At 66.4% G+C, this 19,324-nt stretch carries 18 protein-coding genes, 1 tRNA gene and 1 pseudogene; 10 read left to right on the top strand and 10 right to left on the bottom strand.

Translation table 11 applies throughout. The features are described 5' to 3' along the window. Positions 1-38: 38 nt before the first annotated feature. Entirely contained in the window at positions 39-1,586 is a 1,548-nt protein-coding gene (locus HNR23_RS14625; RefSeq protein ID WP_184076103.1) for a cobyric acid synthase, read from the bottom strand. A gap of 1 nt (position 1,587) precedes the next feature. Then, positions 1,588-2,595 (bottom strand): cobalamin biosynthesis protein, encoded by a 1,008-nt coding sequence (locus HNR23_RS14630; protein WP_394353776.1) that lies wholly within the window; start codon positions 2,593-2,595, stop codon positions 1,588-1,590. 631 nt (positions 2,596-3,226) lie between these two features. On the opposite strand from HNR23_RS14630, the gene HNR23_RS14635 reads away from it, so the two are divergent. From HNR23_RS14635 to HNR23_RS27645, 6 genes are all read left to right on the top strand, one after another. Next, positions 3,227-3,299 (top strand) — tRNA-Arg (locus HNR23_RS14635). 203 nt (positions 3,300-3,502) lie between these two features. Continuing rightward, a complete protein-coding gene (locus HNR23_RS26335) occupies positions 3,503-4,483 on the top strand; it encodes a hypothetical protein (protein WP_221308119.1) in 981 nt (326 codons plus the stop codon). Then, positions 4,414-4,701, top strand: a complete 288-nt coding sequence (locus tag HNR23_RS26340) for an IS3 family transposase (protein ID WP_394353823.1) — start codon at positions 4,414-4,416, stop codon at positions 4,699-4,701. Before HNR23_RS26335 ends, HNR23_RS26340 begins: the two co-directional genes overlap by 70 nt. A 588-nt stretch (positions 4,702-5,289) precedes the next feature. Further along, positions 5,290-6,681, top strand: coding sequence for a group II intron reverse transcriptase/maturase (gene ltrA / locus HNR23_RS14650; protein ID WP_221308120.1), 1,392 nt, complete (start codon positions 5,290-5,292; stop codon positions 6,679-6,681). After that, positions 6,678-7,154 (top strand): DDE-type integrase/transposase/recombinase, encoded by a 477-nt coding sequence (locus HNR23_RS27640; RefSeq protein ID WP_394353777.1) that lies wholly within the window; start codon positions 6,678-6,680, stop codon positions 7,152-7,154. Before ltrA ends, HNR23_RS27640 begins: the two co-directional genes overlap by 4 nt. Positions 7,155-7,167: 13 nt before the next feature. Then, positions 7,168-7,311 carry a hypothetical protein gene (locus tag HNR23_RS27645; RefSeq protein ID WP_394353824.1) on the top strand — a complete coding sequence of 48 codons (144 nt, stop codon included), beginning with the start codon at positions 7,168-7,170 and terminating at the stop codon, positions 7,309-7,311. Between the two features lie 193 nt (positions 7,312-7,504). Here HNR23_RS27645 and HNR23_RS14660 read toward each other — a convergent pair whose 3' ends face one another. Next, positions 7,505-7,729: a hypothetical protein gene (locus HNR23_RS14660; protein WP_184076107.1), complete on the bottom strand. Its 225-nt coding sequence runs from the start codon at positions 7,727-7,729 to the stop codon at positions 7,505-7,507. A 186-nt stretch (positions 7,730-7,915) separates the two neighbouring features. Between HNR23_RS14660 and HNR23_RS14665 the strand changes: the two genes are divergently transcribed. Together HNR23_RS14665 and HNR23_RS14670 are read left to right on the top strand one after the other, a co-directional pair. Next, the gene (locus tag HNR23_RS14665; protein WP_343070567.1) at positions 7,916-9,799 is read left to right on the top strand and encodes a DEAD/DEAH box helicase family protein; all 1,884 of its coding nucleotides are present in this window, start codon (positions 7,916-7,918) and stop codon (positions 9,797-9,799) included. A 50-nt stretch (positions 9,800-9,849) separates the two neighbouring features. Continuing rightward, complete coding sequence (locus HNR23_RS14670; RefSeq protein ID WP_184076109.1) at positions 9,850-10,437, top strand: hypothetical protein; 588 nt, start codon at positions 9,850-9,852, stop codon at positions 10,435-10,437. A gap of 844 nt (positions 10,438-11,281) precedes the next feature. Here the strand turns inward: HNR23_RS14670 and HNR23_RS14675 are convergent. The 3 genes and pseudogenes from HNR23_RS14675 to HNR23_RS14685 form a co-directional block, all read right to left on the bottom strand. Continuing rightward, positions 11,282-11,593: pseudogene (locus HNR23_RS14675) on the bottom strand (transposase); the annotation flags it as partial. Between the two features lie 33 nt (positions 11,594-11,626). Continuing rightward, entirely contained in the window at positions 11,627-12,553 is a 927-nt protein-coding gene (locus HNR23_RS14680) for an IS3 family transposase (protein WP_184076111.1), read from the bottom strand. Continuing rightward, positions 12,550-12,861 (bottom strand): transposase, encoded by a 312-nt coding sequence (locus HNR23_RS14685; protein ID WP_184076112.1) that lies wholly within the window; start codon positions 12,859-12,861, stop codon positions 12,550-12,552. The genes HNR23_RS14680 and HNR23_RS14685 overlap by 4 nt, the downstream gene beginning before the upstream one ends. Before the next feature lie 138 nt (positions 12,862-12,999). Here HNR23_RS14685 and HNR23_RS14690 point away from each other — a divergent pair, with 138 nt between their 5' ends. Then, positions 13,000-15,126, top strand: a complete 2,127-nt coding sequence (locus tag HNR23_RS14690; protein ID WP_221308122.1) for a GmrSD restriction endonuclease domain-containing protein — start codon at positions 13,000-13,002, stop codon at positions 15,124-15,126. 734 nt (positions 15,127-15,860) lie between these two features. Here HNR23_RS14690 and HNR23_RS27515 read toward each other — a convergent pair. Beyond that, positions 15,861-15,998, bottom strand: a complete 138-nt coding sequence (locus tag HNR23_RS27515; protein ID WP_343070568.1) for a GntR family transcriptional regulator — start codon at positions 15,996-15,998, stop codon at positions 15,861-15,863. 308 nt (positions 15,999-16,306) lie between these two features. Between HNR23_RS27515 and HNR23_RS14700 the strand changes: the two genes are divergently transcribed. After that, on the top strand, positions 16,307-16,447 hold the full coding sequence (locus HNR23_RS14700) for a hypothetical protein (RefSeq protein ID WP_184076113.1): 141 nt from the start codon (positions 16,307-16,309) through the stop codon (positions 16,445-16,447). Between the two features lie 307 nt (positions 16,448-16,754). Here the strand turns inward: HNR23_RS14700 and HNR23_RS14705 are convergent, their stop codons facing one another. The 3 genes from HNR23_RS14705 to HNR23_RS14715 form a co-directional block, all read right to left on the bottom strand. After that, positions 16,755-17,132 (bottom strand): hypothetical protein, encoded by a 378-nt coding sequence (locus HNR23_RS14705; RefSeq protein WP_184076114.1) that lies wholly within the window; start codon positions 17,130-17,132, stop codon positions 16,755-16,757. 721 nt (positions 17,133-17,853) lie between these two features. Next, a complete protein-coding gene (locus HNR23_RS14710) occupies positions 17,854-18,486 on the bottom strand; it encodes a TetR/AcrR family transcriptional regulator (RefSeq protein WP_184076115.1) in 633 nt (210 codons plus the stop codon). Next, positions 18,434-19,063, bottom strand: a complete 630-nt coding sequence (locus HNR23_RS14715) for a DUF7134 domain-containing protein (protein ID WP_184076116.1) — start codon at positions 19,061-19,063, stop codon at positions 18,434-18,436. The genes HNR23_RS14710 and HNR23_RS14715 overlap by 53 nt, the downstream gene beginning before the upstream one ends. Between the last annotated feature and the right edge of the window lie 261 nt (positions 19,064-19,324).

Consider the following 19,324-nt stretch of genomic DNA (forward strand, 5'->3'; position numbering starts at 1 on the left):
ACGCGGCGTCCGGTACGGGCGGTCCGGGGGCAGGGCGCTCAGGAGGTCGGCGCGAGCACCGGCCCCGCCGGGGGGATCACGGGCAGCTCCTCCGGCGCGCCCTCGTCGAGCAGGCGCCGCACGGCGTCGGTGTCCATGTGCAGCTCGACGAGGTCGCCGAGCGCGTCCAGGCGCGCGGTGCGCTCGGCGGCGAAGTCGGTGTCGGCTGCGGGGACGAAGTCGCGCCCGGCCACCGCCGCGACGTCGGCCAGGAAGGCGCGGCGGAACCCGTCGTTCTCCAGGGCACCGTGCCAGGTCGTGCCGAACACCGGCCCGCGGCGGCAGCCGTCCAGGAACGGAACGGGTGCGCCGTCGGCGCGGCCCCAGTCCACCGTGGTGCGCCCGTGGTGGATCTCGTAGGCCTCGACCCGCTGCCCGTACGCGCTGCCCTCGGGCCGGCCCAGGGTCTTGTCCCGCTCGAAGTGCACGGCCGTCGGCAGCAGGCCGAGCCCGGTGACCCGCCCGGCGCCGGACTCCACGTCGTCGCGGATCTCCTCGGCGAGCATCTGGTAACCGCCGCAGATCCCCAGCACCGGCCGACCCGCCTCGACGTGGCGGGCCACGGCGTCGTGCAGCCCCCGGTCGCGCAGCCAGGCCAGGTCGGCGACGGTGGCGCGGCTGCCCGGCAGGACCACCAGGTCGGCGTCGCCGAGCTCGTGCGGCGCGGTCACGAAGCGCACGTCGACACCGGGCTCCACGGTCAGCGCGTCGATGTCGGTGAAGTTGCTGATGCGCGGGGTGCGGACGACGGCGACGCGCAGCGTCCGCCGCCCGACCGGGGCGCGCATCGGCCCGCGGTCGACGCTCAGCGCCAGCGAGTCCTCCACGTCCAGCCACAGCCCGTCGAGCCAGGGCAGTACCCCGTGGACGGGCCGACCGGTGAGCTCGGTGATCATCCGCAGGCCGGGGTCGAGGAGTTCGGGCGCGCCGCGGAACTTGTTGATCACGAACCCGGCGACCAGCGCCTGGTCGGCCGGCTCCAGCAGGGCCAGCGTGCCGTGCAGCGCGGCGAACACGCCGCCCCGGTCGATGTCCCCGACGACGAGCACCGGCAGGTGTGCGGCGCGGGCGAGCCCCATGTTGGCGATGTCGCCGGAGCGCAGGTTGATCTCGGCGGGGCTGCCCGCGCCCTCGCAGATCACCGCGTCATAGCGGGAGCGGAGCTCGGCCAGGCCCTCCACGGCCACCTCGCGCAGCCGGTCCTTGAAGTCGCGGTAGTTCAGGGCGTCGGCCTCACCGATGGGGCGGCCCCGAACGACGACCTGGCTGGTGCGCTCACCCCCCGGTTTGAGGAGTACGGGATTCATCAGGGCGCTGGGCTCGATACCGCAGGCGGCGGCCTGCATGGCCTGGGCGCGGCCGATCTCGGCGCCGTCGGGCGTCACCACCGAGTTGAGCGACATGTTCTGCGCCTTGAAGGGGGCGACCTTCACGCCCTGGCGGCTGAGCCAGCGGCACAGCCCCGCGGTGAGGACGCTCTTTCCGGCGTCGGAGGTGGTTCCGGCGACGAGGAGCGCCGGAGCGGCGCCGGGTGGGGTCCGCGTCACGTCAGGCCTTTCGCTGGTGGGCGCGCCGGGGGCGGCGGCGGGGAGCGGGGCGGCGGGAGGTCGGAAGTTCCGCGAGCAGGGCGGCGGTGGCGGCCGCGGCCGTGTTGACGGCGCGGGCGAGCCGCACGGCGCGGCGGATGTCGCTGACCTCGGGGCGGCGCCCCTCGCCGAGCTCGGGCCGGTGCTCGACTCGGCCGGCGTAGCTGTTGGCGCCGCCCAGGCGCAGGTCGAGCGCGCCGGCGAAGGCCGCCTCGCAGTGCCCGGCGTTGGGGCTGGGGTGGCGGTGACCGTAGCGGGCGCGGATCCGCGCGGCGCGCCGGGGGTCCCCGGAGACGAGGGGTGCCGCGGCGGTGGCGAGCAGTGCGGTCAGCCGGGCCGGTGCCCAGTTGGCGACGTCGTCGAGGCGGGCGGAGGCCCAGCCGAAGCGCTCGTAGCGGGCCGAGCGGTGCCCGATCATGGCGTCCAGGGTGTTGACGGCGCGGTAGCCGAGGAGGCCGGGCAGGCCCAGCAGCCCGCCCCACAGCAGGGGGGCCACGACGGCGTCGGAGGTGTTCTCCGCGACGGACTCGACGGTGGCCCGGGCGATGCCCTTCTCGTCGAGGGCGTGGGGGTCGCGTCCGCAGAGGTGGGGCAGTCTGCGGCGGGCTTCGTCGATGTCGCCGGCCTCCAGGGCGTCGGCGATGCGCTCGGCTTCGCGCCCCAGCATGTCGCCGCCGACGACCGCCCAGGTGGCGGCGGCGGTGAGGGCGGCGCGGAGGGCGGGGCGGGGGGCGCGTTCACCGAGCACACCGAGTGCGGCCACCGGGGCGACGGCGAGCGCCGTGAAGGCGGCACCGCGGGCGCGGGACGGCCGGTACACACACTGTTCGAGGCGGGCCGCGGCTATGCCGAACAGGGCGACGGGGTGCCCGCGCGGCGGGTCGGGCACGACACGGTCGAGTGCGGCTCCGAGGAGGAGGCCGAGCCCTCGGGGTCGGGCGTGGCGGTGCGGAGTCTTCACGGGGTCCACCGTAGTGCCGCCGCGTGTCCTGTCCGGGCGTTACCGTTACCCGATGAGACGATAATCCCGCTTTGTGACCATCCGTAATTGATCGGCTACACTGAGCCTCCCCCCTCCTTCATGCGAGGCTCCCGGACGGACCGGGCGCCCGGCGGATAGGGAGGGCTCAGTCGTGTACACCATCGCGATGATCGCGACGTTCCTGATGGATCCGGGCGGCTGGTGGGTGTTCTAAGCCACGCCAGCGCAGCGGCGTGGGGCCGCCCTACGGGGGCGGCCCCACGATCGACCCGAACCGAGTTCGCGAAACGCGACGGTCGCTCACCTCTCCCGGGGTTAATCACGGGTAACGTGGCTAGGGACGCCGATAGCAACCGGTTTGGTGGAACCCGCGTGGTAACGAGACGCAACTACGAATCCCTGTAGTTGTTATTGTTTTGCCCGGCGATAGGCGACATCACCCGAATGCCCTAGAATGTCTCCCCGAAGCATCCGGGGGCCACCGCGTCACGGCGTAGGGTCCCGCCGACCGCAGGTCGCACCCACCGGCGCTTCACCCCGCCCGAACCGGCGCCACCCCCTGCACGACCGCAGGCCCCGGCACCCCGACCGCCGCACGGACGGGACACAACTGAATCGAGCACCCGTAGCTCAGTGGATAGAGCACCGGACTTCTAATCCGACGGTCGCAGGTTCGAATCCTGCCGGGTGCGCCCCTTCTCACCAGGCGATTCTCAGTCCGGGAGAGCACTGGAACCATTTTTCTGACAGTCGATCTGACAGTCATCAATAGGCGCGCCATCCCCTGCCATCGCGCGCCATCTGCCCCTGAACACGACAACGGCCCCGGTACGGCGATGACGCGCCGTGCCGGGGCCTCCGTGTTCTCACACCTGACCACACCAGGCGGAGAACCATGGCCAATGCTACGGCCCAGCCCTCACCCCGACCCTCCTCGGCAGCACAGCCCCGGCCGCATCCGGCCACCTGTTCCGGCCCCGCCGCACAGCCCGGCAGCGGCAGCGCCCCCCAGGCGCCGCGCCGACGGACCGTCTACCTCCTCCGCATCGTCACCACGATCGTCGCCGCCTCGGCGTTCGTCGCGATCTGGGGCGGCTGGGTCGGGCTCGGCCAGATCGCCGGCTTCGGCCCGGTCAACCTCCTGCCCGGCATCGGCGACGGCCTCGTGGTCGACCTGTCGATCACCCTGCCGCTGGGGATCGAGGCCTACGCCGCCATCGCGCTGTACACCGCCGTCGGCGGCATCGTCCAGGGCGGCGCCCGCGTCTTCGCGTGGTGCTCGGCGGTCGGCGCGCTCGTCCTGGGCGCCGTAGGCCAGCCCGTGTACCACCTGATCGTCGCCGATGACCACGCACCGACGGCGATCGTCATCTTCGTCAGCGTGCTGCCCGCCATGGTCCTCGGCCTGTCATCCGTCCTGCTGCACCAGGTCGAGGACGCCTACCGCCGCGCCCACCAGGCGCCCCTCGCCGCACCCGAGCCGTCCTCGGCCGAGGAGGACCGGGAGGACGCGGAGGAGGACCAGGAGGACATCGGGGAGGTTGCCGATCCGGCCGACGACGCGGACCACCAGGAGCCCGAGCCGGACCCGTCGCCGACCGGCGGTCAGGACACCCGGCGCCGTCCCGGGCCGACACCACCGCCACCGGTTCGGGGTCGAGCCGATCTGCATCGTGCTGCAGTTCGCCCCGTCCACCTACTACGCCGCAAAGACACGGCCGCCCTCGGCCGACACACACTCAGACGCAATCCACCATCACGGACAAGATCGCGCGGGTGCACGCCGACGGCTACGGCGTCTACGGGGTGTGCAAGGTCCACGCCGAGCTCAACCGCCAAAGACATCCGGTGGCCCGCCGCACCGTCCAGCGCCTGATGAAGGCCGCGGGGCTACGCGGTGTCAGGCGGACCGGGCATCCGCGCACCACCGTGCCCGCACCCGGCCCCGATTCCCGCGGCGACCTGGTGCAGCGGAAGTTCAGTGCCACCGGGCCCGACCAGCTGTGGGTCACCGACATCGAGCGCCGTGAGGCGCTGTTCAACCGAGTGGAGGTGAAAGACCGCCACCGCCGCCCTGTCGCAGCAGGGTGGTGAAGCTGGGGGCAGCCTGATCCGGGAGACGCCGGTGAGGGTGGTAAGCAGCCCCGACAACGACGGGACGGCCTGGTACTGCCAGACAGGCCGGGTCCGGCAAGCGAGACGGGAAGGTGTACGCGAGGAACCAGCGGCTGAACGCTCCTTAAGAGAAGGAACACCAGCTCCAACCTGGCGGATGCGGGCTGGGCAGCGACGTGTCCCCGGCCGGTAGTGGCGGGGAACTCCTGGGCCGGTTGATGTCGTCGGTCGGGAGGCCGCGGTGAAGGTCTGCGGTGTAGCCGCGGCGAGGTCGCAGGGGCATAGCTGGGCACCTCACCCGTCGATCGGTTGAACAGTGAACACGGGAACCACCGCGCGGGCCCCCTACCCGAATCCGGCGCCCAGCCGGACGGGAGGGAAGGCACGTCGTCGGCTGATGCCTGCGCGGTGGGGCGGAGGAGCCGTAGTAGTCCGAGGCCGGGAGAGCCGGTCACACGGCGAAGGGCTCCAGCGGGTTCGCAGCAAGTACGCAGACTGTGGAGGTCACTTGTGAATACGAGTGCTCCGTGGCCCGACCTGAACACGGCGGAGCTACGGGTACGCAGGATGCAGCGCAAACTGCACCATTGGGCGGTCAATGATTCCGGCCGCTGTTTCGATGATCTGTACAACCTCGTCTATGATCCCGCTTTCCTCACCGTGGCGTGGGAGCGGGTGCGGACGAACAAGGGTGCCCGCTCGGCGGGAGCCGACGGGATCGCGGCGCGGTCCCTCGGTCCGTCGCAGGCGGCCGGAATGCTCCAGAACCTCCGACAAGAGGTCAAGGAACGAACGTTTCGGCCCGATCCAGTGCGGGAGGTGATGATTCCCAAGGCGAACGGCAGGTCCCGCCGCCTGGGCATCGCTACCGTCGCCGACCGAGTGGTGCAAGCCTCGCTGAAGCTGGTCCTGGAGCCGATCTACGAGGCGGACTTCCGCCCGAGTAGTTATGGCTTCCGTCCCCGCAGGCGAGCCCAGGACGCGATCGCCGAGATTCATTACCTCGCCAGCGGCGCACGCGCCTATCACTGGGTGTTCGAGGGTGACATCACGGCCTGCTTCGACGAAATCTCGCATACCGCCCTCATGGATCGAGTGCGGGACAGAGTCGGAGACAAACGCGTGCTGGCCCTGGTGAAGGCGTTCCTCAAGGCGGGGATCCTCTCCAAGGACCTCGTTTATCGGGGCAATCTCACTGGAACGCCGCAAGGCGGGATCCTGTCACCGTTGCTCAGTAATATCGCCCTGTCCATTCTGGACGAGCACTTCGACGCCAAGTGGAAGGCGCTCGGCCCGGAGTGGAAGCGCATCAAGTATCGCCGGTCCGGCGGCCCCACGATGAAGATCGTCCGCTACGCGGACGACTTCGTCGTCATGGTCCATGGCAGCCGTGACGATGCCGAAGCGCTATGGGAGGAGATTGCGGCAGTGCTCGCGCCGATGGGTCTGCGCCTGTCGGCCGAGAAGAGCAGGGTCTGCCACATCGACGAGGGATTCGACTTCCTGGGCTTTCGCATCCAGCGCCAGACCAAGAAGGGCACGACCAAGAAGTACGTCTACACCTGGCCGTCGAAGAAGGCGCTCGCGTCGGTCATCGACAAGGTCAGACAGCTGACGCGCCGTCACAGACATCGCACACTCGCCGACCTGTTGCGCCGGATCAACCCCGTGCTACGGGGATGGTGCAACTACTTCCGGCACGGGGTGTCCAAGCGCACCTTCAGCTACCTCGACCACTTCACCTGGTGGCGGGTGGTGACATGGATGCGCAAACGACACCACGGGCTGGCCTGGGGAGTCTTCTGCCGCAGACTCCTGCCCCGATGGCAGATCCGCGACGGCAAGACAGCGCTGTTCCGGCCGCAGAAAGTAGAGGTCACGCGATACCGCTACCGGGGCACGCAAATCCCCACCCCCTGGACGGCGAGACCGTCGGAAGCAACCGCAACAACGGCATGACCCCGTGGAGAGCCCGTTGCGTCGAGAGGCGCTCGGCGGGTTCGGAGGGCGGGCCGGGGAAACGAACCGGTAGAGACACCGGCACCGCGCCCCGGCCCGACCCCTACACCCACTGCCGCACCCTGGCCGGGTGGGTGTACGCGGCGTTCGTCATCGACGTCTACTCACGCCGCAGGGTGGGCTGGCAGCTGTCCAGATCGCTGCGCACCGACCTGGCGTTGGACGCACTGGAAATGGCGGTGTGGAACCGCGAGCACGTCGGCCGACGCATCGACGGGCTGATCCATCACAGCGACCCCTTGAACCTGAGCAGTACCTCGCGGTGCGCTACACCCAGCGACTGGCCCAGGCTTGGGCGGTGGCCTCGGTCGGCAGCACCGGCGATTCCTACGGCAACGTGCTGGCCGAGGCGTTCCACTCGCTGTTCAAGGCCGAACTCATCCGCAACGGGGCCCGTGGGAGAGCTTCGATGAGTTGGAGATCGCGGTGGCCCGGTACATCGACTGGTTCAACCACCGCCGGCTGCACGGAGAGATCGACCTGGTCCCGCCAGCGGAATTCGAAGCAGACTTCTACCAGCACGAACACGCGTCAGCAGACGCTGAAGCGTTGGTCGGAAGCCTCCACTAAACCCGGCGCGGTCCAAAGCGGGGGAACCTCACCCAGGAAATCTCTTCCAACCCTGGTAGCACCAGGCTTGCGGCCAGCACCGCCAGACTGGTTGCCCCGACGGGTCGCGAGTTCCCACGCCTGTGTTCGTCTCATACGCCGATTCTGACTCCTCTGTCAGTGTCCATGGTGTGGTGGGCGCTCAGGAGCGTGTTCAAGCGGTGTCGGTGCGGTTCTGGTAGTCGGTGAAGCTCTGGGCGCAGGTGGTCGCTTCTCCGGTGACGAACGCCCCGCGCTCGGAAGGTTTGGAGTTGTCCTTGCGTCGGAGCGCGGCCAGGTTCGCGGGAGTGGACAGTTTGACCACGTGATCGGGTTGCGGGAGGCCGGAGAACACCCGTCCGGCCAGGGCTTCCAGACGTTCGTCTCCGGACGGCCTCATCCAAGCCTGGTGCTTGAATTACCAGCCATCGACCACCCCGGAGCGGCCTTGGGCGAGCGCGGGGACGATGTGCGCGTGGCAGAACAGCCGAGGCAAATGATTACATAAGCTCCCCCAAACCCCACTCGCACCATCTGAAACATGCGCTCCTCCTTGGCCGAAGCGAGATGATTTTTTCGTCCCTATGTGTCAGCATATTCATCCCTGCCTCACCTCTCACGAGAGGCCACCGACTTGCCCAGCACGGACCCCCGCAGGTCGTTCAACTCCGCTGAACGTGTAGCCCTGTATCTCGCTGCGGATGGGAAGTGCTCACGATGCGGAACCGACCTGAAGCCAGGTTGGCATGCAGACCACGTAGACGCATGGGCGCGAGGTGGGCCCACTGATGTGATCAACGGACAAGCACTATGCCCGCAGTGCAACTTGAAGAAGGGCGTGGGTTCCATGGGCGTGGAATTGCGCAACTGGCAACAAGAAGCGCTGGACCGATTCCTGGGGCGCCGGGAAGACTTTCTGACCGTTGCAACGCCTGGCGCAGGAAAGACAACTTTTGCCATCACAGCAGCAACGAAGCTCATTACATTGGGCGAGGTCCGACGGATCATTGTGGTGGTGCCAACCGCGCACCTACGCAGCCAATGGGCGGCTTCCGCAACACGACTCGGGATCCAACTGGATTACCGTTTCAGCAACGCAGCCGCCGTCATCGCAAGCGACTACGACGGGGTTGTTGTCACATACCAGACGGTCGCTACCACACCCGATCTGTGGCGGAGGCTCTGTTCCGATCCACGGAATCCTACTCTCGTTGTCTTCGACGAAATCCACCACGCGGGGGATCATGAGGACCAAGCTTGGGGGGTAGCCCTTAAGCACGCCTTCGAACCAGCCGCCCGTAGGCTGTTGTTGTCTGGCACTCCCTTCCGCACAGACCAGCGGCCGATCCCGTTCGTGACCTACAACGGGGAGAATCGAGCGGTTCCTAGCTACAACTACGACTACGGCATGGCCCTGCAGGACGGCTCTGTCGTCAGGCCGATCGTGTTTCCCGCGATGGACGGTGAGTCCAAGTGGAAGCGTGCGGGAGAGATGACCACTACGTCGGTCGCTCTCGCCGATACTGATGATAAGACGGTCCCTCCAGCGCTTCGAGCAGCTTTGGCCGCCGAGGGGGAGTGGATCCCCTCGGTGCTCAAAGAAGCGGACGAAGCGCTGAGGAAGGCACGTGAGGATACTCCAGACGCCGGCGGCTTAGTGATCGCCTCCGACCAGCAGTCCGCTTATGCCTATCAAGCGATCTTGACGAAGATCACGGGCGAAGAAGCGGCCATTGCTGTATCCGACAATCCTGAAGCCTCCCAAGTCATCGATAACTTTTCTGCGAGTACGAGCCGGTGGATCGTCGCGGTCCAGATGGTTTCGGAGGGCGTTGACATCCTTCGCTTGACAGTCGGCGTCTACGCCTCTCGCATCCGCACGCAACTGTTCTTCACCCAAGTCGTTGGGCGCTTTGTGCGCCTCCGAGGAGAAAATGATGAGACCTGCGCGCGTCTATTCATTCCCTCGATCGAGCCCTTGCTGTCCTTCGCTAAGGACATCGAGAAGACCGTTGACGCGGTGATCGCTGAGGAAGAAGAGAAGATCCGTGACACTCAACGGGAGAGCGATGAAGGCGGCAGTGGATCCACGCTGTTCCCGGAAGTCGAGGTAGTGGGATCATCGGCCGCCGTACACCACGCCACGATCGCTAACGGCGAATCGATCACCACTGCGGAGAAGGTCTACGCTGAGAAAGTCTTGTCGTTCGCCGGATCCGGCCTTCCCCGAAACATCACCCCTGAAGCGGTGGCCTTGATCCTCAAGGTAGGTGGTGCGATGGCCCCCACGCCCGACCCAGCCCAACCCGAACCGTCGCCAAAACCGCTCACAAAGCAGAAGGAGGATGTCCGCAGAGTCATCAGGCGCAAGGTCGGGAAGCTCAATGTCCTGACGGGTCGACCGCACCAGCACATTCACGCTGACATGAACCGCATGTTCGGTGGGCCCATCACGGCGGCCACGCTTTAACAGCTTCATAAGCGAGTAGATGTCCTCAATCAATGGCTGACTGAGCAACAATGAACACACCTAAATCGAACGCTGTTCTCGTCGAGTCACTCAGCACATCACTGCGCGCTACCGAGAATGGACTACAGACCGTACCAGAACTCCTCAGGCGTGTTATTCGTGAAGATTCCTGGAAAAAATTCATCACACCTCGCGGAGAGCTGGTCGAGTACGAACGCTTCAGCGACTTCGCCGCTGCCGCCCCTTCGGCTGGACTCGGAACTTCCGTCGACCTACTCGTACGCATCGTCGGAGACGACACTGAGACGCTTAAGCTGCTAGACAGTGTCCTCGGCGACAATCGCATGGATAGCTCTGAGGTTCGCCCTCTGGGTACAAAGGAACCAGAAACCCAGCCGTCGCGTCGACAATCGGCTGCCTTGCATCGCCTCGAGCGGGAGCGACCAGACCTTCATCAAAAGGTCCTCGCGGGCAGCATCACTACCAATAAGGCGATGATTGCAGCAGGGTTCCGTGCGCGCACCGTCAGCGTCCCCGTATCTCGCCCGGAAGCGGCAGCTCGAACTCTACGCCGTAGTTTCAACCCGGAAGAACTCGAGCACCTCATCGAGCTTTTGGCTACCGAAGATAAGGAGTAGATACCCGCTCCTGTCGTCATTTCAAGTCGGGCTGATTCACATATTGGATTCTGACTCTACGGTGTCCCAGATTCGTCACCGTCAGATCGACGACTGCGTGGCCCTGTTCCACGAGTACGCCGACTCGCTATGAGGATGCGGTCGACCGACCGAATTTCCTGAAATCGACCCGGACGACGATGAAGGGCCTCGGAAGGTATGAGAAGCTTACCCCCCAGAAAATCCATGAGAGGTTCGTCGCCTTGGTCCATGGCAAAGCCAAGCACAACCGGGTCCGGTCTCTATGACATGAGTCAGGGACGGCGCCCTCACGAGAACCTCGCGAGGCCCTGACGGGCACTACCCGCCGACGGCTTGCGCTCCGTTCGCGCTCCACGGTTCCGTACTGGCACGACACGGGGCGGAATCACGCGGCATCCGACGGCACGGCGGATCGGCGGATCGGACGGGCCAGCATGAAACGGTACGTAATGATATGTGACGGTGCGCAACAAGGCAACTTCTCATCCGACGGTCGCAGGTTCGAATCCTGCCGGGTACACCACAAAAAAACCCAGGTCAGACGAGGCATCAAGGCCCGCGAGGACCTCGCCGACCCCATGTTCGTGCTCCTGGCGTGCTCCGCAGTACGACCTCAGTACAAGGTCCTCCCATCGAACCGAAGTCCTTCGGAGCCCCGGCGCTGCCCGGGCCCGCCTTGGCCGCAGCGCCGGGGCCGGCATCCGCCCGCCAGCGCCCCACTGATGCCCCGTCCGCCCCGACAACCCGGCGCCCTTACCCTGGGTCGCCACCAGGGCTACCAGCCGCCTAGATGCCACGAGAGCTAGCGCTCACCTATTGATCTTTATTTTGTGATGTCGGTATCGGTGATGGGCGCGAGGCCGGTCTGGGCCAGCAGGCCCATGAGGACCTCAGGCCGGTGCTGCAGGCGGTGCATGGGTCTTCGCACCACCCGGGCCAGGTGATCGATGCCGGTGACCGCCAGGTTGGCCAGCTCCCCGCGCTTGATCAGGGACCACAGTCCCTCCACCGGGTTGAGGTCGGGAGCGTAGGCGGGCAGGTGGACGGCGCTGAGCCAGTCGGTCGCCTCGATGAAGGCCCGCATCCGTGCGCTCTTGTGCGGGTTCAGATTGTCCCAGACCAGCACGATCGGGGCGCCCTGAGGTTCCCCGCTTTGCTGGAGACCTGGTTATCTGGATTCGTCCAGCGTGGACGGGATCATAGCTGGTCGGGTGTGCTGACGGATGCGCCAGGCGTCTTCGTACTCATCCGGAGACAGGCCGCCGAGCCCTGCCTGGATGCGGCGGGGATTGTACCAGCCGTCGATATAGCGGAACAGGGCGGCCTCGGCCTCGGCGCGGGTGGCGAAGGTCCGTACCGGCCAGTAGACCAGCTCGGTCTTGATGGTCGACCACAGGTTTTCGGCCAGTGCGTTGTCGAAGCTGTCGCCCACCGAGCCGGTCGAGGGGAGGATGCCGGCGTCGGCCAGGCGCTGGGTGAAGCGCACAGCGGTGTACTGGCAGCCCTTGTCGCTGTGGTGGATGAGTTCGCCGGCGCGCACGTCGCGGGACCACAGCGCGTAGTCCAGCGCGGACAGGACGAGGTCGGTGTCGGCGCGGGGTGCGGTCTTCCATCCGACGATGCGGTTGGAGAACGCGTCGCGCACGCTGGCCAGCCACAGCACGCCCTCATCGGTGGGCAGCCGGGTCAGGTCGGCCACCCACAGCCGGTTGGGGGCGGGAGCGGTGAAGTCGCGGTCGACCAGGTCCGGAGCCGCTGTGTGGCGGGGGTCCTGGCGGGTGGAGGCGCTCTTCCAGCCCTTGCGCAGGTAGGCGCCGCGCAGGTGGTTCTCGCGCATGAGCCGCTCCACGCGCTTGCGTGAGCAGCGCACGCCCTGCCTGCGCAGCTCCAGCCAGACGCGGGGTGAGCCGTAGGTGGGGGCGAACTCGTCGGCCTCGCGGATCTCGATGATCTTCTCCAGCAGCTCGGCGTCCTCGCGGTGGCGTTGGGAGGGCGAGGCCACCCGGGCGCGCCAGCCGTAGTAGGTCGACGAGGCTACCCCCAGGACCCGCAGCACGAGACCGACCGAGAAGTCATGGGCATCGATGAAGCTCATGACCGTCTCCGGGTCGGGTCGATCTCCGAGGCGAAATAAGCGCTGGCCGCCCGCAGCACCTCGTTGACCCGCTTCAGCTCGGCGTTCTCCCGCCTCAGCCGCCGGTTCTCCTCGGCCGTCTCCGTGGTGGGCCGGTCGTGGCGCCGGCCGCGGTCGGCCTCGTCCTGGCGGATCCAGTTGCGCAGGGCCTCGGGGTGGACGTTCAACTGCTCGGCCATGCGGCGGATCACCGGCTTGGGATCGGACTCCCGATACAGCCGCACCGCGCGTTCACGCAGCTCATCGGGATACTTCTTCGGAACGGCCACAACGACTTCCTTCGTGGGTTCGCAAGATCAAACCTGGTTTGGAAGTCTCCGAGCAACCAGGGGAACCTCACCCCACGCTTCGACGGGCCCGAGGGACTTCGGCTCAAATTGTCGGACGTGTACGGGATGATGGCAGGCGTGGAGACCTTCAAACGGACGCCGCTGCAACTGTTCAACCTGCCGCAGCATTTCGTGATCCCGCTGTTCCAACGTCCCTACGTCTGGAAGGAGGATGAGCAGTGGGAGCCGCTATGGAAGGACATCCGGCGCATCGCCGAACTCCGGATCGACGAGCCCCATCAGAACGCCACCCACTTCCTCGGCGCGGTGGTCATCCAGTCCCTTGAAGCTCAGAGCAAGCGGCTAACGACGTGGAACGTGATCGACGGCCAGCAGCGGCTGACGACCTTGCAGATCCTCGCGAACGCCACATGCGGGCTACTGGCGGAGTCGGGCAACGCGCGGCTCGCTGGTCAGCTCGAACGTCTCACCCACAACGACGATGTCTACGTCGAAGATGGCGACATCCGGCTAAAGGTGCGCCACCTCAACAAGGACCAGGCAGCGTTCAACGGAGTAATGTCGGCTGAGCCACCGGTCGACCACACCGATCTAGCCCACTCGGACTCCCAGATCGTCGCCGCACATGCCTACTTCTCGAGGGTCGTCGAACAGTGGCTCGGTCCACCCGAGTCGGACGAGTACACCGGCAAGGCCAAGAAGCTCACCGACGTACTGCTGGACGGCCTTCAGCTTGTCTCCATCGAGTTGGAGGCCTCGGAGAACTCCCAGGAGATCTTCGAGACACTCAACGCTCGCGGCACCCCGCTCACCGCAGCCGACCTTGTGCGCAACTTCGTGTTCCAGCGGCTTGAAGCCGAAGGCGGAGACACGGAGAAGGCCTACCGGGAGGACTGGCCGTTCGAGACCAAGTTCTGGATGAAGGAGGTCAGCGTCGGGCGCAACTTCATCAGCCGCAGCTCGCTGTTCCTCAACCAGTGGCTCGTGTCGCGTACCGGCGAGGAAGTCAGCCCGCAGGCGACGTTCAACCGATTCAAGTCCTACGTCGAGCTCGAGTCCGGACACGAAATGGCCCACCTGCTGCCTGCGATCAAGCAGCAGGCACAGCAATACGAGGCCTGGACCGTAGCCGCAGCCCGTCCCAGCGGAAACCTTGACTCCGCCGAGATGGCGGTGTACCGAATGCAGGCCGGCGGCGTCGAGGTGCTCAAGCCACTGCTCATCTGGCTGCACAAGCCGGGTCGAGACCTTCCGCAGGCGACCGTCGACCAGATCATCCGGGTGGCCGAGAGCTGGGTCGTACGTCGCCAGCTCCTTCGCCTGTCCGGAAGCGACCTGGGGCGCATCGTCGCCGACCTCATCGCGGCGAACTCCACCGTACCCGCCGACGAGCTCGTGGAACGCGTCACCGGACACCTTGCTCGACTGAACGTCACGAGCACCTATTGGCCCGGCGATGAGGAAGTTCGTACGACGCTCACCACGGAATCCGCATACTCACGGTTCCCGCGGGGACGACTCCGCATGATCCTCGAAGCGGTTGAGGACCTCTACCGGGCGGAGACAGGCCAGCCGCAGATCGAGCGGAAGGGCTATCCGATCGAGCACCTGCTTCCGCGGAAGTGGCACGACACCTGGGCCGTACAGGCGCCGGAGGACATCGAGAAGCGACAGCTGCGCGTCCACCGTCTGGGCAACCTGACGCTTCTAACGAGGTCGCTCAACTCGAAGGTGTCCAACGGACCGTGGTCAGCGAAGCGGTCGGCGCTGATGGACCACAACACGATCACGCTCACGGGTCGGGTGATCAAGCGAACCGAGCACCATGCCTGGGACGAGGAACTAATCGATCAGCGGACGACGGAGCTGATCGATCGGATCCTCCAGGTGTGGCCGGTCCCGGAGGGCCATCACGGCAAGGTGGTCGACCCACAGACCAAGGCCGGTGACTGGGTCGAGTTGAAGCACCTCATTGAGGCAGAACTTCTCGCTCCTGGCGACAAGCTGGTGGCAACGCACCGAGACTTCAAGGGCAGGGAAGCCACCCTGACCTCCGATGGTGCCATCGAACTGGTCGGCAAGCGCTACACGTCACCGTCGGCCGCCGGACACGCATTGCGCAAGAAGGCCACGAACGGGTGGTACTTCTGGGCCGTGGCGGACGGCCGCCGATTGAGGGACGTGCGCGCGGAGTTCCAGAACTCCATGCCAGCAGACGAGGAGTTGAAGTTCAGTGATGAGTAGCAGCGCACGAACGTACCCGCCGAGCAGTGGACATATCGGATATTCGAGTCTGAGGAGAAGTCCACACCTACTGACCATCAAGGCCGACCCGGCCGAGTTCAGAGCCGATGCTGGCGTGCTCTACCGTTCCCGCCCCGGAGCGCCGGCTAGCCTCCGGAAACCTCACTCCGAGGCCGCCACACAACCGTGCGTAACAATCTCTCGTTGTATGCTCTTGCCGCTCTGGTGGGGGTGCCCCGAGGTTTCCGGGCACAGACACGGTCTCAACGGCCACCCAGCGAGAACCTCGTGAGGTGCCACCAGAGGCCGCTCACCCCGGTCCGCGCTCCGTTCGTGCCCCACGGTTCCGGGCCCAGACGGCACCGGTCGGCATCACCCGGCCTCGGGCAGCACAGCGGATCGGTCAGGGTGGCATAACACGGCACATAGCAACATGTGGCAGTGAGTAACCAGGCAACTTCTAATCCAGCGGTCGCAGGTTCGAATCCTGCCGGGTGCGCCCCTTCTGACCTGGCACTTCCTTGACAGAGCAAGCACCAGGACGTGTATTCGGGCACCCTTTTCGACACCCTGTGGCATTCCCGCTCCCTACGCCCCTCCAACAGGCGCCGCACCCCAGGGCGCTCCCCGGGACCGAGGCGACCGCCACAGCGACCGACCGGTTGCCCCCGAGCTTCCGGGACGTCCTCCGCCCCCGGAGACGGCTCTCCCTGTACCGACAGGACGCCGCCGTGCTACTGACCGCCGTCGGCGTTCGACTGCTCCGCGACGACCGTCCCCTTGCCGCGGACCGTGATCGCGAGTTGGCGGTCACGCAGCTCTCGCACTGCTCGGGCGACGGTCATCTTGGCCACGCCGTAGATCTCGGCCATCTCAAGTTCTCCCGGCAGCTTCGCACCGGGGCGAAGCTGCCCGATTCGATCTGACCGGCGATGTGGTCGGCGATCACCACGCAAACGAGCTGCGGCCTGCACGGATCGATCTCCGGACTGCTGTCGTCATCCATGGCCATAGGTCGCACGTTACGTGCCTAGTGGCCAGCAGATATAAATAGATGGCCCTAGTGCGCCCTATAGGGACCCATATTTTCAATGGGCTGGCTCTCCCACCCGACGGCAAGACCCCGGCGACGAATCGCACTCGTCCCGGGGCATGGCCCCACTCACCAGAGGAGTGAGACATGTCCATCCTGCCACCAGGGCGGCGTCGCCGCGTACGCCGCTACGTCACGGCGCTCGAACGCCGCCGCGCCGTCGAAGAGCGCCGCTTCCGGGAGTTCGCCGGAATGATCGTCCTGCGAGCGACGGAGGTCTCCCGATGACTTCCCGAACGACTCGGGTCGCGTGGGGCGACTTCAGCGTCACCCACGACCCCCACGCCGACAGCACTCTGAGCCTCCTGCTCCGACCGGCCTCTGCCGCACTGCGCTGCAGAGGCCGGTTTCCGAGCGAGGTTGAAGCCGGACGGCTGTAGCCACATCCGCGCGGGCGAGGACTCCGCACTGCTTCTCGGGTCGCATGGGGGCGCCGCCTGATTCGATGTATGCGCTCACGACGTTCGGCTGATCGATGAAGGACTCCCTCACTCGCCTGACTCCTTGAACACTCAAGCGCTCGACCAGGTGTCCTCTAGTTCCAGTAGACCGCGATCGCCGTGTTCGCCAGAACGGCGATCAAGGTGATCCCGAAGACCACGGGCATACCGTCGGCGGGAACGTCCGCCCCCGTCTCCGACTTCTTCGCCTTGAAGGCGAGGTAGCCCGTGAGCAGGAGGACCAGGACGGCTATCCCCATTTTGAACATGATCTTGTCGTCGTTGACGCCATTGCCCAGCCTCATGTTGCCGAACACGAGTCCGACACCGGTGAGGAGCTGCACGATCGCGGCCGGGAACATGATGCGCAGGAGTCGCGCATCGCGCTGCCGCAGTTGAGCCACCCCCACGCCCAGAAGGGCGGAGAGGCCGACGAAATGCAGCAGAAGCATGGTGAGCAGGAAGAGTTCCATAGCGGCCCTTCAACGCGCGTGCAGGTCACCCGAAAAGGTAAGTGAGTATTTACTTACTTGTCAAGCGCGGGAACGGCGGCCGAGCCCTCGCCGCACCACCGGCTCGTTCGCACCGCCGCTCGATCGCAGTGCCTCGTAGAACCAGTACACGGCCCAGGACACAGGGAAAGTCGAGGTAGAAGAACGCCAGGCAGGAGAGGGTCCAGGCGACGGGGTTGGGCGCATGGAGGACCGCATCGGGGAACCATGCCTGGACCATGAAGACGGACGCCACACCGGCGAAGAGAAAGTCGACCCCGCCCCATCCCGAGGACGCCGTTGATCGGGGGCAGGGGCATCAGTTCCGCGAGGTGGGAGCAGGAAACGGCGCTACAGAAGATGAAGCGCATACCGTTCATCGAATGCAGGTACGCGGGTCGGCGTTCGCCGCCTTTTCCTGCGGCGGCTGGACATCGGGCCGATTATTCCTCAGGGCAGTCATGAGGCTCCTCCCGATGGGAGGGAAGTCGGTGCCGTCGAGTGCACCGACCGCCATGCACCTGGCAGAACCCGTTGAAGAGGACGAAATACCCCGAATACCCAGAGAATGCGCCAGGGATCGACGATACCCGAGCCCTGGGCACGGTACCGGCCCATCACCCGGTCCGACCCCGTTCCGGGCACGCGGTCGCACGCGGAAGGCGACCGCACGCCCTGCCAGGAATTCCGCGAGGTCGGCCCGTCAGCGACCTTGGAATATGTCGGGAAGGGCCGCCACCAGGTCGGCCGCGAACCGGTCGACAGGGGGGAAGTCCCCCAGGCCGCCGGAGAACGCCTCGAAGAAGCCTCGTTGGAAACACGCTCCGACCAGCAGGGACGCTACAGCTTCGGGGTCGGTGTCCGCTCGGATCCGCCCGAGGTCGCGCTCGGCCCTCAGGTAATCGGCGAGGGCCCGGTTGACGTTGAGCGGACCGGCACCGCGCTGGCGCAGCTCCTCGCGATGGCGCCGCAGCAACTCCGGATCGGCGAACAGGGCGCCCAGGAGCGGAGTTCCGTGCCGGAAGAACTCGACCGCCTTGGCCGCCACCTCGGCCAGGGTCTCGCGCACCTCACCGCGGCCCACCCGGGCCGGCAGCTCGGCGAGCACGTCGACGAAGGGAGGGAACCGGTGGCGCATGACCGCCAGCAGCAGATCGGTCTTGTCCTCGAAGTGCTTGTAGAGAGTCGCCTCGGAGTAGCCGGCCTCTCGTGCGATCTCCTTGGTTCTGGCCTGCGCCAGTCCCGAACGGCGCAGGACGTCGGCCGCGCTGTCCAGGATGTGCTCACGCGTCTCCTCCGCGCTCGACCTGCGCCGCCTCCTGGGTGGCTCGTCCATCCGTCTCCAAGCGTGTGAGTTCCGACGCCGTTCCCGCGTCTCGGTATGAGGAGAGCAGGCGATGGCAGCGCACCAGTTCCCCCGCGACGTAGGACCCGGCGAAGAAGATGAGGATCACGGATCCGAAGGCGACCCACGCCAGTACTCCCACTCCGGCGTCGGTGATTTCCGAGGTACGAGTGTACAGCCACCCAACGGTTGCGGACATGCACACGGTCCCGGCGAGAAGGGCGGGAAACCGCTCGCGGCCCAGGGCCGCGACGGTGTAGAAAGCGACCATCGGCGCCAGGAACATCCCGAGCTCGAAGTCTCGGAGCAGGAAGACCGAGAAGGCCGCGGTCGCGACGGCCAGGGTGGTGACCGGATGCGTCCGGCGCCAGTAGAGCGCGCCACAGCCCAGCAGCACGAGAACGAAGGCCCACGGGTCCGTGTTCTGGGCGGTGTTCCAGCCCGCGACGGGGTCCAGCGGATCACCGCCCAGGGAGCCGTAGGCATCGAAGAGTTCGATGGCGAGTACGACCCCAGCTATGAGGGCGTCCGTTCCCCGGAAGCGCTTTTCGGTCGGGTCGGATGACATACGTCCTCCATAAGTGAGTACTTACTTACCAGGATACGCTCAACGAGGTTCCTCGGACAGACCCGGGCGCCCACCCCCGCCCGCGCACGCACAGCGGCGACCACCCCGGTGGAGGGCCCAACCGGCGTCCGCACACCCCCAGGGGCATCCATGCGCGCGCACGGAGGCCCTGGATGCCCGCGCCTCCTGGTCTGCCATCGACCTTGCCCCAAGGTCGATCCGGACGCTGCCCCCATGGCGAACCCGAGCACGATTCACCCG

The organism is Nocardiopsis mwathae, from assembly GCF_014201195.1.
GTDB classification, from domain to species: Bacteria; Actinomycetota; Actinomycetes; order Streptosporangiales; family Streptosporangiaceae; genus Nocardiopsis_C; species Nocardiopsis_C mwathae.

Excerpts from the sequence above, each read along its gene's own strand:
- HNR23_RS14680 (WP_184076111.1), bottom strand. The coding sequence starts at position 12,553 with ATGAGCTTCATCGATGCCCATGACTTCTCGGTCGGTCTCGTGCTGCGG.
- HNR23_RS14700 (WP_184076113.1), top strand. The coding sequence starts at position 16,307 with ATGTCCATCCTGCCACCAGGGCGGCGTCGCCGCGTACGCCGCTACGTC.
- HNR23_RS14715 (WP_184076116.1), bottom strand. The coding sequence starts at position 19,063 with ATGTCATCCGACCCGACCGAAAAGCGCTTCCGGGGAACGGACGCCCTC.
- HNR23_RS26335 (WP_221308119.1), top strand. The coding sequence starts at position 3,503 with ATGGCCAATGCTACGGCCCAGCCCTCACCCCGACCCTCCTCGGCAGCA.
- HNR23_RS27640 (WP_394353777.1), top strand. The coding sequence starts at position 6,678 with ATGACCCCGTGGAGAGCCCGTTGCGTCGAGAGGCGCTCGGCGGGTTCG.
- ltrA (WP_221308120.1), top strand. The coding sequence starts at position 5,290 with ATGCAGCGCAAACTGCACCATTGGGCGGTCAATGATTCCGGCCGCTGT.
- HNR23_RS14670 (WP_184076109.1), top strand. The coding sequence starts at position 9,850 with ATGAACACACCTAAATCGAACGCTGTTCTCGTCGAGTCACTCAGCACA.
- HNR23_RS27515 (WP_343070568.1), bottom strand. The coding sequence starts at position 15,998 with ATGGCCGAGATCTACGGCGTGGCCAAGATGACCGTCGCCCGAGCAGTG.
- HNR23_RS14710 (WP_184076115.1), bottom strand. The coding sequence starts at position 18,486 with ATGGACGAGCCACCCAGGAGGCGGCGCAGGTCGAGCGCGGAGGAGACG.
- HNR23_RS14660 (WP_184076107.1), bottom strand. The coding sequence starts at position 7,729 with ATGAGGCCGTCCGGAGACGAACGTCTGGAAGCCCTGGCCGGACGGGTG.
- HNR23_RS14705 (WP_184076114.1), bottom strand. The coding sequence starts at position 17,132 with ATGGAACTCTTCCTGCTCACCATGCTTCTGCTGCATTTCGTCGGCCTC.